Raw genomic sequence first — 12,853 nt, forward strand, 5'->3', positions numbered from 1 at the left:
GATGTTCGAGATCGTTGTATAAATCGTCACACCATCATCGAAGGAGTGGATCCATGGCAACGCGCAAGAAACCTGGTCAAACCGAGGAACCCGCGTCGCAAGCCGCTCCCGCTTCCGTTTTTCCGCAACTGGGCGACGTCAATGCCTACCTGACGGACGCCATGCAGCGTACCTATCTGTTCCTCGATACCTTGCTCGATCGCGGCAATAACTATCTGGAGCATCTCGACCAGGGCACGCCGCCGTTGCTGAAGTTCGCGCATGAGGTGGTGATGGATGGGCACGACCTGCCGAATCCCTGCAATTACGCCTTGCTGCGCCTGCAGCCGCCGGCCAGCATGCCGGTCAAGCCGGATGCACGTCCGGTGATGGTGGTCGATCCGCGCGCCGGGCATGGTCCGGGCATCGGCGGTTTCAAATTCGATTCGGAAGTGGGCATGGCCATGCGCGCCGGGCACACGGTGTATTTCGTGACCTTCCGCCCTGAGCCGGAGGACGGCCAGACCTTGCTGACCGTCATGGATACCGAAGCGCTGTTCCTGGAAGAAGTCATCAAGCGTCATCCGCAATGCACGGCCAAGCCGGTGGTGATCGGCAACTGCCAGGCCGGATGGGCGATGATGGCCTTGAATGCGCGCCGTCCCGACCTGTTCGGCCCGCTGATGATCGTCGGTGCGCCGGTGTCTTACTGGGCCGGCAGCTCTACGCTCAACCCCATGCGCTATAGCGGCGCGTCGCTGGGCGGCTCCTGGCTGGCGTCGATGACCAGCGACCTGGGCGCGGACCGTTTCGACGGCGCATATCTGGTCGAGAATTTCGAGAAGCTCAATCCCGCCAACACGCTGTGGAGCAAGTACTACAACCTCTGGTCCAACGTCGATACCGAAGCCGAACGCTTCCTCGAGTTCGAACGCTGGTGGGGCGGCTATTTCCGCATGACCGGCAGCGAGATCGAGTCCATCGTCGAGAACCTGTTCGTCGGCAACAAGCTTGCGCGCGGCACCATGATGGCGGGCGACAAGCCCATCGACCTGCGCAACATCACCTCGCCCATCGTGGTGTTCGCCTCCTGGGGCGACAACATCACGCCGCCGCCGCAGGCGCTGAACTGGATCATCGACACCTGGGGCGACGAACGCGCGATCGCCGCGGCCGGCCGCACCATCATTTACGTGCTGCACGAAAGCGTCGGCCACCTCGGCATCTTTGTCGGCGGTTCCATTGCGCTGAAGGAACACGACCAGCTGGTGACCTCGCTGGACGTGATCGAGAGTCTGCCGCCCGGATTGTATGAGATGAAGCTGGAAGCCAAAGCCGGCAAAGAGGAACAGCGCTGGGACGAGCTGGAGCCGGGCGACTATACGGTGCACTACCAGCACCGCACCATGGACGACATCCGCAAGATCAATCCGGAAGGCCGCGACGAAGAAGCGATGTTTTCCACCATCGCGCAATGGTCGGAATTCAACGCCAACCTCTACAAGACCTATGTGCGTCCATGGATAAAGATGAGCGCCACGCGCGAAGTCGCCAACACCATGGTCAAGCTCAATCCCTTACGCATGCAGCGCCAGATGTTTTCGGATTCGTTCATGCTGGCGCCGTTCATCCGTCAGAAGGCGGCCGAAGCGCGCGCCAATCGCGTCACGGTCGGCAAGGATCATCCGCTCAAGCAGTTCGAACAAAAGATGGCGGAACAGATTACCGACGAACTCAACGCCTACCGCGATCGCCGCGATGCGCGCACGGTCAAGACCACGCGTCAGGTGTTCGGCCCGGAAGGCCTGGGCGCCTGGCTCAAACCGCAGGAACCGGATGCGGACGTGGCGCATGCACGCGCCTTGCGCGAGCTGGACGACTATCGCGAGCGGGCGCTGGAACACATCGCGGAAGGCGGTTTTGCCGAAGCGGTGTGCCGCATCGTGGTCGCCGGGATGATATCCATCGGCGCCTTTGAACGCCGCAGCCTGCGCCTGGCGCGCCTGCTGGCGCAATTGCCGAGCATGCATGCGAGTGTGTCGACCAAGACCAACTGGGTGCAACTGCTGAAGGAGCAGGCGCGCATCACGGCCGTGGCGCCGATTGAAGCATTGAACGCGCTGGAGCAATTGCTGCCCGATACCGCAACACGCGAACGCGCGCTGGCGGTGTCGGCAGCGGTGATGATGATCGAGCCGACACTGGCCAATCCACGTTCGGAAATCATCGAGTTCCTGATCGGCACGCTGGGCGTCGATCCGCAACGGGTGATCGGCCTGGCGCGCAAGCTGACCGATGCGCTGGAGAAGCCGGAGCCGAAGGCGGCCGCCAAACCGGCAGCGAAGCCGGCAGCGAAGCCGGCGGCCAAGGTAGCGGTGAAGGCGACCGCTGCCAGGGCAGCTAAAACAGTCAAGACCACAATCAAGGTTGGAGCAAAACCTGCAGCAGTAAAAAAAGCTGCCGCCAAGCCCAGAACAAGCAGAAGCAAGACGGTCGCATAGACAGCGCAGGTCTTTGACTGCAAGGTCCAGGTCGGTTCGTACGTAGGTAAAGCTTACCGGCGCAAGACTTGGTAGGTTTCTTGTCCGGCTGATGTTAAGATAATTTCAAGCAGAAAAATAACAGCAAGGGGTGCGTGAAACGGCGCAATGCGGTGGGATACGTTGCGTCGGCACGCGTTGGGGATTCACTGCATTTTCCATTCCGGAAATACATGCACGACACGCGTCCTTCCGTCTGGGACATGTTTCCTCCTTGTTTTATTTCTAATAATGACAGGGGTGAGCATGGTGGATTTCTTGAAGGGGGCGACCTGCGTCGTCGTGTTGTCTTCTCTGGCGGGTTGCGGAGCTCTCGATCCGGTCAATATGATTCTTTCCGCGCGGGCGTCGTCCTACGACATGGTGGCGGAAATGACCTCGCCGGAAATGCGCAACATCACGTTGACTTCCTTGCGTACGGCTGATTGCCAGAGTCTGGCCGGCGTCTTGCCTATCTATCAGGAAGATCTGAAAAAAGGCACCGCAAAAGCCGATCGCGTGGATATTGCCGTCGCCGAAATGAACATTTCCGTGGTGAAGCAGATTCAGGGCGAGAAGTCGTGTCCCGTCACGCCTCCACCGTTGCAGGCGAAGACACCGGCTGCAAGGTCGGCATCTGCGCCCGCAGCGGCAGTTGCCGCTTCACCCGCCCTCAAGGTCGCGCAAGGCTCGCTGGAGCTTACCGTCGACAGTGTCCCGTCGTCATTGGCAAAATCGCTGGGTATGACCGATTTGAAAGGCGCTTTGGTCGTCGATGCGAAAAAGGGCAGCGCGGCTGACAAGGCAGGCATCAAGCCGCTCGACGTGATTCTTGAAGTCAACGGCCAGCCGGTGGTCACGCCGACTGACTTTGACAGCATCGTCGGTCGTATGCGCCCGGGCTACAAGGCGCCTTTGCGCGTCTTCCGCGCCGGCAAGACACGCAACGTCACGGTTGTGGTGAGCAAAGAAGAGCGCGCTGTCCCAACCGCTATTGCGGCGGCAGCCCCGGTGGTTCCCGAGCCGGATACGGCGCCGTCGATGGCCAGTCCGGTTCTGGCCGAGCATGGCTGGATGGGGATGCAATACGTGATGGGCGCCAAGGGCTTGTTCGATGATGTTCCGCCGTGGCTGGCGAGTTCGCTCGGCCTGGGGCAGACGCGCGGTGTGGTAATGGGCGGCGCCATCCCGAATGGCGCCGCCGACAGGGCCGGTCTCAAAACCCTGGACGTCTTGCTTTCTCTGAATGGCCGTCCGCTGGAGAATCGGCAACAACTGATCGAGTTGCTGGGGCGCGTGCCCGGCGGCACGTCGCTCAAGCTGGGCGTCTGGCGCAATCGCAAGCTGGAATTCGTACAGGTGACCCTGAGTCCCCAGGCGACGCAACTGACACTGCCTGCGGGGATGTCGGGCTATTGTTTTGCCTGGGTCAACGCAAATACTGCGACAAAAAACGGTGCAATCAGTTATGAATTCATCGTGCCGGCAGCTGACGCCGTCGATGACATCAATCAGGCGATAGGCGCTCAGTTCCGAGCCGCCATGGTCGAACGCGGGCTTGGTTCCGACTTCGGCGATGCGCCGGGATATGCCGTCTGCCGCAAGACACGGGAGGCGATCGTCAAATTGCGTGAAGAGGCAACGACGGCCTTGAGGCAGAGCTTCGCCGCCACAGGAAAAGATACGCTTTCCCTGTACTGGGTGCCACGCTGAATAGCGCAAGCCGACGCTCAATGTTCCGGGACATGTCATGACAACATACTCCAAGCTTCTTGCCTGGGCTGCAGCAGCCTGCGCTGCAATCGCATTGTCGGGCTGCATGGCAGTGCATTCCGTGGTCTCGCCGATGATGCAATCGGCGATGCAAAACTCCGTCGAAGCCAACGCGACGCCGGAGAGCATGGGCATATCGACCTCGGCTTATCGCGGCAAGAGCTGTACCGAACTTGCGGCCCTGGCGCAACAATTCGCCAAGTCGCAGAACGATCCGGGCACGGAGCCGTTCACCAGGAAAACCTTCGGCTGGCATATTGACGCCATCAATCAGGTTCGTTCCGAGCAAGGCTGCATCGCCGGTGGCGGGACGCCGAAGGTCGGCGCATCCGGCGAGGTGCCGATGTTCGGATTCTGCTGGTATGCCGAGCCCGGGGGCACCGGCACGTTCTACGCTTCCCCGGTATTTCCGTATGTGGATTGGTACGTCGATCGCGGCGACCATGAAACAAAAGAGTTCGTGGCCTATCTGAAGAGCCGTTATTCTCCTGCAGCGGCGGCAGGCTATTGCCAGGCGGAGGATACGCGTGCGCGCGCCGATGCAGCGCGTGAAAAATTATGGGGCCAGATGTTTGGCAACCTCAGTTCCCGCCGCGTTGCTGTCGCCTGGACACCGGTCAGCAAACCGCCGCCACGCAAGCCGGTGACAAAGACCGCCGTCGCAACGCAGCCCTCAATGCAGCCCGCCATGCCACTTGCACCATCCTCCGGAGCAAACGCGAACCCGGGCACAGGTGCGGCAAAAACCATGGGATTGCAACTGGTAAGTGTCGACGAAGCCAGCGCAAAAAAACTGGGGCTTAAATCCGTTCAAGGCGCCTTGGTCAGCGACGTCGCCAAGAACGGAACTGCGGCAAAAGCCGGGCTGCGTCAGTTTGACGTCATCGCCGAGATCGCTGGTCAGGAAACCCGTACACCCGAAGAAGCGCAGGCCATCCTCGAGGCCATGCGTCCTGGTTTCAACGCGCCGTTGCGCGTCTGGCGCGCCCGCAAGATGCTGGATCTGACGCTGGAAGTCGCCCCGGCGCAATAAGGCTGTTGCCAATCCCTTGCGGTTTGCCGGCACATTTTCCGGCAGGACCGCGACGCTGGCATCCGGCAATTCGTTGGCAAAAAAGCTGCCGCCAAGCCCCGTGCAACAAGGAGCAAGACGGCAGCAAAGGCGGCTTAGGCCTTGCTTGCGAAGTCTGTTCGGTATGGGACGAACAGACTCTAAGCCGCTTCCACAACTACTCTTAACGGGTTACTGGTCGGACGGCCTTTGAAATCCGTCCAGCACAGGCGGTCGAAGTCGTACAGCTTGCAGCGCCGCGCCGTGTCGAAATACCAGCGCCAGGAAAACTTCTGGATCACGATGCGTCCGGGCAGCATGGTTTCCAGCATCTGTTGCGCCTTCTTCAGGCGGTACAGCGGTACGCTCATGTCGACGTGATGTGCGGTGTGCTCCATGATGTGATGCAGGGCGGCGCCGATGCCGTTGCGGAAGCTCAGGTGCACGGTGGTCGAGACGAAGGGCTGTGCCGCGGCCCATTCGGATTTGTCCTGGTACCAGGCGACGTCGACGTGCGTGTGATGCACGTAGACGACGAAGCCGATCATGGCTTTCCAGAACAGCACCGGCACCGCGAACGCCGTCAGCAGCAAGGTCCAGAACGACTGGTCCGAGGCCTGCGCGGCCCATCCCAGTCCGGCAATCCAGATCGCCGCTGCAGCGCTCACCAGGATGCCGTCCAACATGAACTCCGCGCGCCGTGTCGGCATCTGCTTTCGCGAAGGGAAGTACATCTTCTTCCACCACATGTCGATCGTGTAATACAGCCACGGCGCCCAGCCGCTGCGATAGAGGCGCTCCAGCTTCTGGCGCCAGCGCGGCAGCGCCTGGAACTCCTGCAGCGAATGCGGCTGCCAGACGAAGTCGAACCCCTTGAGATTGGTATAGCCGTGATGCACCACGTTATGTCCGACCGCCCACAGGCTGTAGGGCGTCAGCGACGGCATGAAGACCAGGCGGCCGAGCCAGGTGTTGAGGCGGCGATTGGCGGTAAAACTCTGGTGGCAGGCGTCATGCCCGAGGATGAACAGGCGGCCGATGATGAAGCCGGTCAGCATGCCCAGCAGCAGCTTGGCGATCAGATTGGACACCCATACCGTCGCCGCCATCGACAAGCCGAACAGGCAGAAATCCAGCATCACCAGCGCAATGGCCAGCGGCGTGCTGCGTGCGACGATGGGTTCCAGCCAGGAACGGATGATCTTCCGGTGCGGCATGGGGGCGTGCGGAGAAACCGGAGTAAGCGGCGTCAATGTGGAAACGAGATGCGGCATGGGATAAAACCTTAAAACCTTAAAACCTTGTGGTGGTGTTATTTTGTGTGAATCTGTGCGTGAATCAAAACCGATAACCCACGCCGACGCCGATCAGCCAGGGATCGATCTTCACCGTGCTCAGCTTGCTGCCGTCGGCCGCCAGCACGTCGCTGCGGATCTGCACTTTTTTCACGTCGAAGTTGATCAGCCAGTGACTGTCCAGCTTGACGTCCACGCCGGCCTGCAAGGCGCCGCCGATGCTGTGATTCTCCAGGCGGGCGCCGCCGTTGAGCAGGTTGACGTCGGAAATGCGCGTGTAGTTGATGCCGGCGCCGAGATATGGGCTGACGGTCGAGGCGGGCGTGAAATGGTATTGCGCCAGCAAGGTCGGCGGCAGGTGCTTGAAGCTGCCGATGTTTTGGCCGTCCAGGCGTACGTCGTGTTTTTGCGGATAGGTCAGCACCAGTTCGGCAGCCCAGTTGGGCGTGAAGAAATAGCTGATGTCGACTTCAGGAATGGTCTTGGAACTGACGCTCAGGCGATCCGAGGCGCCCATGCCGCCGATCGGATCGGACTTGTTGTCCGGGCTGATGTTGACGGCGCGCACGCGCACCAGCCACGGACTTTCTTGTGCGGCGGCTAAGGATGAGGTGGTCATGGCGCCGGCGAGGGCCAGCAGCATTGCGATCTTTTTCATGATGATTTCTCCGTTTTTTCTCTCGATGAGAACACCAGGTTGTGAACGAGGTTGCGACGCAGCGAAATGTACGCGTGATGCCGGCCAGGCGATTTGATGTCGATCAAAAAAGCAAGGGAAGTAGCCTGCAGCGTAGCGAGGTGACCGGCGGCAAGCCGTGCCAGGTGGGTATTTCATCTGCGTTTGCGGGCCTTTTGATGTAGGTCAAGATGGCGGCGGGAGGAGGTCTTTAGACTTGCCGTGATCGGGCCGCTCGCCGTGTCGCCTCGGCACGGCAACCCAGCAAAACTGAACACGTCGCGGTCGCCTCTGGAGCTAAAAACATGGTGGTATCCGCAATGCCGATGGTCGCCGAACCATCGGTCGAATTCGACGCGCAACTGGTGCGCAAGCTGAGCCAGTCGGGACCGAGATATACGTCTTATCCGACCGCCGACCGCTTCAGCGACGCCTTCGGCTACCGCGACTACCTGCAGGCGGTGGCCGGCATGCGCACCCGCGGCAGCCGCAATCCCTTGTCGCTCTACGTGCACATTCCGTTCTGCGAGAACATCTGCTACTACTGCGCCTGCAACAAGATCGTCACCAAAAATCGCGACAAGGCGGCGACTTACCTGAGCTACCTCAAGCACGAGATCGAAATGCAGGGAAGACTGTTCGACGGCATGAACCAGGTCGAACAATTGCATCTGGGTGGCGGCACGCCGACGTATATCTCCGACGCCCAGATGGCGGACCTGATGGCGCACTTGCAGCGCTGGTTCCGTTTTGCCGATGACGACGCGGGCGAATATTCCATCGAAGTCGATCCGCGCACCGTGTCCGCCGCACGCGTCGCCAGTCTGCGCAAGCAGGGCTTCAACCGGCTCAGCCTGGGCGTGCAGGATTTCGATACCGTGGTGCAAAAGGCCGTCAATCGCCTTCAGCCCGAACACCTGACGCTGGACATCATCCGCGCCGCGCGTGAATCCAATTACCGCTCGATCAGCATCGACCTGATCTACGGCCTGCCGGGACAGAACGTCATCAGCATGGCGCAGACGCTGAACAAGGTGATTCGCGCCGCGCCGGACCGCATCTCGCTCTACAACTATGCGCATCTGCCGCATCTTTTCAAGCCGCAGCGCCGCATCGATCCGGATGCGCTGCCTGGCGCAGAGGCCAGGCTGGACATGCTGGCATTGGGCATACGCCGCCTGACCGACGCGGGTTATGTCTACATCGGTATGGATCATTTCGCGCTGCCGACCGACGACCTTGCCATCGCCCAGCAGCAGGGACGTTTGCACCGCAACTTCCAGGGTTATTCCACCCATGCGGAGTCCGACATGGTGGCGTGCGGGGTCTCGGCCATCAGCGCGGTCGCCTCTACCTACAGCCAGAACGTCAAGACGCTGGACGAGTACTACGACGCCATCGACAAGAACGAGCTGCCCATCGTGCGCGGCATCCGCCTGAACATGGACGACGTGCTGCGGCGCCTGATCATCCAGCGGCTGATGTGCAATTTCGAACTGTCGATTGCCTCCATCGAGACGGCTTATCCGATTACCTTCGGCGATTATTTCGGCAGCGAGCTGGAGAGTTTGCGCCGGCTGGAGCAGGACGGTCTGGTGATCATCGATGATGAATGGATCACGGTTACGACGAGAGGGCGTTTGCTGATCCGCAATATCTGCATGGTGTTTGACCGCCACTTGCAGGGCGCGCTGCAGCAGCAGGTTCAGCCGCAGCGATATTCGCGGACTATCTGAACAGAACGTGACATCTTATGGCTGTCGTCCCAGCACAAGCTGGGACCCGGTGTCGTGAAGAAGGTGGATACGACAGAAGGCCTACACGACGCCGGATCCTGACTTTCGTCAGGACGACAGTAATGTGCGGTCAGGCTGCGGGGCAGGTTTCCGCTCCGGCCGCCAGCGCCTTGAGGCGATCCGGATCGAGCAGCTGGATTTCGCGCTTGTCGACGCCGAGCCAGCCCAGCTTGCGGAAGCGCGACACCAGGCGGCTGATGCTCTCGATGGTCAGGCCGAGATAGTTGCCGATATCTTCGCGCGACATGCGCAGCTGGAAGCAGGTCGATGAATAGCCGCGCGCCGCATAGCGCGAGGACAGATTGACGAGGAAAGCCGCAAAACGCTGCTCGGCACGCATGTTGCCCAGCAGGAGCATGGCGTTTTGTTCGCGCGTGATTTCCTGGCTCATGATGCGGTGGAAATGGCGCAGCAGCGTCGGGATGACGCCGAACAATTCCTCCAGCCGGTGAAACGGGATCTCGCACACCTCGCTGTCTTCTAGCGCCGCGACGTTGCAGTGATGCTTGTCGGTGCTGATGGCGTCCATGCCCATCAGTTCGCCGGCCATCTGGAACCCAGTGATCTGCTGCTCGCCGGCAGGGTTGAGCTGGTAGGTCTTGAAATGGCCGAGACGGATCGCGTACAGGCTGCCGAACGGATCGTCCATGCGGTACAAGGTGTCGCCGCGGGCGACGCGGCGACGGCGGCCGATGATCTGGTCGAGCTTGTCCATGTCGGCATTGTCGAGCCCCATGGGCAAACACAGCTGGTGCATGCTGCAGTTGGCGCAACTGGTTTTCATGGGTTGGAAACTGGCGGATCGCTGGATCAGTTGAGGATTGCTCATGGCGTGGAGACGTACGAATACCCGCACGGATGGTTGTTTTGTCCAATATAGCGCAGGGAGCAGGGCGACAGAGGCCGCAGAGCGGGGTATCTGACCGGTCCTTGATCTGGATCAAGAGATGGCGCCGGATTCGGACGAAATACCTTCATCGCGTGTGTGTCGCGTGTGTGCGCAGCGCGCAGTGCATGACGCCGCTTGCCTGAAAAGAATTGTAAAGATTCTCCATGGATAGCCGTAAAGCACCTATCGGGGAGTGAGGTGCTCTCCGTCCGCACATCAGGTCCGTACATTAGATTGCCACTATGACAAACGTGTCTTCGCTGGGGGCGGCGAGCCCCGCCGTATCGTCTTCGATACCGGCAGCCAAAGCAGCAACGCCATCCAGCAGTTCTTCCGGCCAGAACACCGCCCAGTCGTTCACCACGGTGACGCTCGGCCAGTCCGGCGGCAGCGCGCAGGTGTATACCTTGCCGACCGCCAAACCGCCGGAGCCGCCGGTATGGGAGAACGCGTCCAGCGATGCCGTCAGCAAGCTGATGGGGGCGAACAACAATGCCTCCACGCCGGCGCTGCGATTCAAGGATCTCGGCGCGGCCTTGCTGGGGCGTTTCGACACCGACGCCAGCAATTTTTCGCAATCGGTGATGCAGTTCGCCTCTGGTATGGCGCCGGGCAATCTGATGGAAACCACGATGCAGTCGCAGTTGCACAAGACGCCGGACAATCAGATCAGCCTGAGCATCCAGACCGTCGGCGGAGCGCAGGTGGAGTTGACGCTGGGCAGCACCGACACCGGGCTGGCGGTCGATGTGAAGGTCACCAAGGGCACGCTCAGCGACGGCGACCGTGCAGCGCTGTCCAAGCTTTCCGGGGCCTTCCAGAAAGCCATCGACGGCTTGACTGCCAATCCGCCGCACATGGACCTGACGGGACTGACGCAGTTCGACACCACGGTGCTGGCATCGGTCGATCTGCATGCGAGCGTGAAAGTAAACGGCGACAACCAGATCATCGATTTCCATGCCGACAGCAAGACGCGCTCGGTCAATTCCAGCGGGCCGATGGGCGCCATGAAGGTGGCCGTCGACCTGAGCAATCCCGCCATCCTCGGCAACGCCAAGCAGCAGGCACAGGCGATTGCCGGTTACCTCAAGCAATTCGACTACGAACAGACGCGCGGCCATGGCGACGCGTCGCTGATGGGGATGTTCAAGGATGCGTTCTCGCAGATGAACAGCAACTATCCGGCTTCGCAGCAGCAGGCGGGCATGCCGGGCGTTTTCAAGCTGAACGCCGAAGACCACAGCCTGCTCACCGGCCTGGCAGATTTCACGGCTTCGGTCACGCAGAACACGCAGTTCAGCAATCCCATGCATTCGAACGAATCGGACACCTTTGCCTACGACGTTTCGCAAAACAGCAGCGTCACCGGCAACGGGCAACTGAACCGCGCCATCACGCAACGCCAGCAGTCGCACCTGAGCGCCAGCTACCATGAACCGCTGTCGCCCGGGCTGCAACTGCGGCTGACGACCGACAAGAATTCGCAAAACTACTATTACACCCAGATCGATGACCACGCGAGCAGCGAGGCCAGCATCGCCTACCAGCTGGGCGCGCTGACCAAGGCATCGCTGACGCAGTCGGCCAGCCAGTCCAAACGCGTTCAGAAATATGTGATGGGAAATCTGGAGTCGGATGTGACGACGCCGCAGTCGTCATCATGGGTGATGGACTACCTCACGCAATTCAAGGCTGCACAGTCCGCCAACAGCAAGCGCACCGCGCAGGACAGCTACAGCTGGGAGCTGACCTTGGCGTCGATCAACAGCATGGCCGTCTTGCAGTCGGATCCGGCGCAGCTAAGCGGGCGCACATCCAAGTCATCCTAGCCGATCTCATGCAGCCTGTGCGCCGGCAATCGCCTTTGCCTGACGGCGGTAGGCGCCCGGCGCGATGCCGCTCCAGCGTTTGAAGGCTTTGTTGAAGGCGGCTTCGGATTCATAGCCGACGTTTTCCGCAATTGCCGCCAGCGCCCGGTCTGAGTGCAGCAGCATGTCGCCCGCGCGAAACATGCGCCAATGCGCCAGATAATCCAGCGGCGGCCGTCCGACCTTTTCCTTGAAGCGTTGGGCAAATGCCGAGCGCGACATGCCGGCCGCAGCGGCCAAGGTATCGACTGTCCATCCGGCCGCGACATCGCGATGCAAGGCCCGCAGCGCCAGGCCGATGCGCCGGTCGGACAGGGCGGCCAGCCACCCGGCCTCCGTTTCCGGATCCAGTGCATGCATGTAGGCGCGCACCGCCTGGGCAAAGATGATATCGGCGAGGCGGCTGATGATCAGGCCTGAGCCAAGGTCTCGTTGCGCCGTTTCCATCGCCAGCAATTGCAAGGAAGCCTGCAGGACTTGCGTGCGCGCATCGTCCATACGGATGTGCAAGAGCGGCGGCAGGGCGTCCAGCAGCGGTCTGGCGCCGCGCTCATCGTAGTGAAACCAGCCGCTGACAATCGTTGCTGCCGCCGCGCCGTTGCCGGCTCCCAGCGTGACCAATCCATCGATGCTGTTGCGTACCGCATCGACGCAATTCTCCAGCGGCGAGCCGGGTGCATCCTGCAGTTGGTAGGCCGCGCCATGCGGAATGAAAAAACAATCGCCTGCCACCAGCTCAACAGGCGGTACCTCATGGTTGTCGGCCATGGTCAGCAAGGCGCGTCCGCGCACCATCAGGCCGAAACGCGTGGTGCCGTCGATGCGCCGGGTATTGAGTCCCCACGGAGCGCTTGCCTCGAGTCGGGCGTAGAGCGCGCGTTCTACGCGCATGGCGGCGAGTGCTTCGTCGAGAGGATCCATGATGTGTGCGAAATGGACGATGGGACAATGAATTTATCGTATTGAGCATGGGTCGTCTATTTATCTCTGCCTACACTGGCGTA

General features: G+C 60.9%; 9 protein-coding genes. 5 read left to right on the plus strand and 4 right to left on the minus strand.

The window, feature by feature from the left end:
- The first annotated feature begins 53 nt into the window (after window positions 1–53).
- The 3 genes from AKL25_RS13225 to AKL25_RS13235 all read left to right on the plus strand — a co-directional run bounded on the left by AKL25_RS13225 (window position 54) and on the right by AKL25_RS13235 (window position 5,304).
- Window positions 54–2,480, plus strand: coding sequence for a DUF3141 domain-containing protein (locus tag AKL25_RS13225; protein ID WP_050478134.1), 2,427 nt, complete (start codon window positions 54–56; stop codon window positions 2,478–2,480).
- A gap of 285 nt (window positions 2,481–2,765) precedes the next feature.
- A complete protein-coding gene (locus tag AKL25_RS13230; protein ID WP_167541883.1) occupies window positions 2,766–4,211 on the plus strand; it encodes a PDZ domain-containing protein in 1,446 nt (481 codons plus the stop codon).
- Between the two features lie 37 nt (window positions 4,212–4,248).
- Window positions 4,249–5,304, plus strand: a complete 1,056-nt coding sequence (locus AKL25_RS13235) for a S1C family serine protease (RefSeq protein ID WP_083444692.1) — start codon at window positions 4,249–4,251, stop codon at window positions 5,302–5,304.
- A 179-nt stretch (window positions 5,305–5,483) separates the two neighbouring features.
- On the opposite strand, the gene AKL25_RS13240 is transcribed toward AKL25_RS13235, so the two are convergent.
- Together AKL25_RS13240 and AKL25_RS13245 are read right to left on the minus strand one after the other, a co-directional pair.
- Window positions 5,484–6,596, minus strand: coding sequence for a fatty acid desaturase (locus AKL25_RS13240; RefSeq protein WP_205627244.1), 1,113 nt, complete (start codon window positions 6,594–6,596; stop codon window positions 5,484–5,486).
- Between the two features lie 64 nt (window positions 6,597–6,660).
- The gene (locus AKL25_RS13245) at window positions 6,661–7,275 is read right to left on the minus strand and encodes an OmpW/AlkL family protein (protein WP_050478138.1); all 615 of its coding nucleotides are present in this window, start codon (window positions 7,273–7,275) and stop codon (window positions 6,661–6,663) included.
- 323 nt (window positions 7,276–7,598) lie between these two features.
- On the opposite strand from AKL25_RS13245, the gene hemN reads away from it, so the two are divergent.
- Window positions 7,599–9,029: an oxygen-independent coproporphyrinogen III oxidase gene (hemN, locus tag AKL25_RS13250; protein WP_050478139.1), complete on the plus strand. Its 1,431-nt coding sequence runs from the start codon at window positions 7,599–7,601 to the stop codon at window positions 9,027–9,029.
- 130 nt (window positions 9,030–9,159) lie between these two features.
- Here the strand turns inward: hemN and fnr are convergent, their stop codons facing one another.
- Entirely contained in the window at window positions 9,160–9,918 is a 759-nt protein-coding gene (gene fnr, locus AKL25_RS13255) for a fumarate/nitrate reduction transcriptional regulator Fnr (RefSeq protein ID WP_050478140.1), read from the minus strand.
- Between the two features lie 302 nt (window positions 9,919–10,220).
- Here fnr and AKL25_RS13265 point away from each other — a divergent pair, with 302 nt between their 5' ends.
- Window positions 10,221–11,810 (plus strand): hypothetical protein, encoded by a 1,590-nt coding sequence (locus AKL25_RS13265; protein WP_083444694.1) that lies wholly within the window; start codon window positions 10,221–10,223, stop codon window positions 11,808–11,810.
- A gap of 6 nt (window positions 11,811–11,816) precedes the next feature.
- Here AKL25_RS13265 and AKL25_RS13270 read toward each other — a convergent pair whose 3' ends face one another.
- Window positions 11,817–12,770: an AraC family transcriptional regulator gene (locus AKL25_RS13270; protein WP_050478142.1), complete on the minus strand. Its 954-nt coding sequence runs from the start codon at window positions 12,768–12,770 to the stop codon at window positions 11,817–11,819.
- Between the last annotated feature and the right edge of the window lie 83 nt (window positions 12,771–12,853).

This window comes from Herbaspirillum rhizosphaerae (assembly GCF_001189965.1).
Taxonomy (GTDB): Bacteria; Pseudomonadota; Gammaproteobacteria; order Burkholderiales; family Burkholderiaceae_D; genus Herbaspirillum; species Herbaspirillum rhizosphaerae.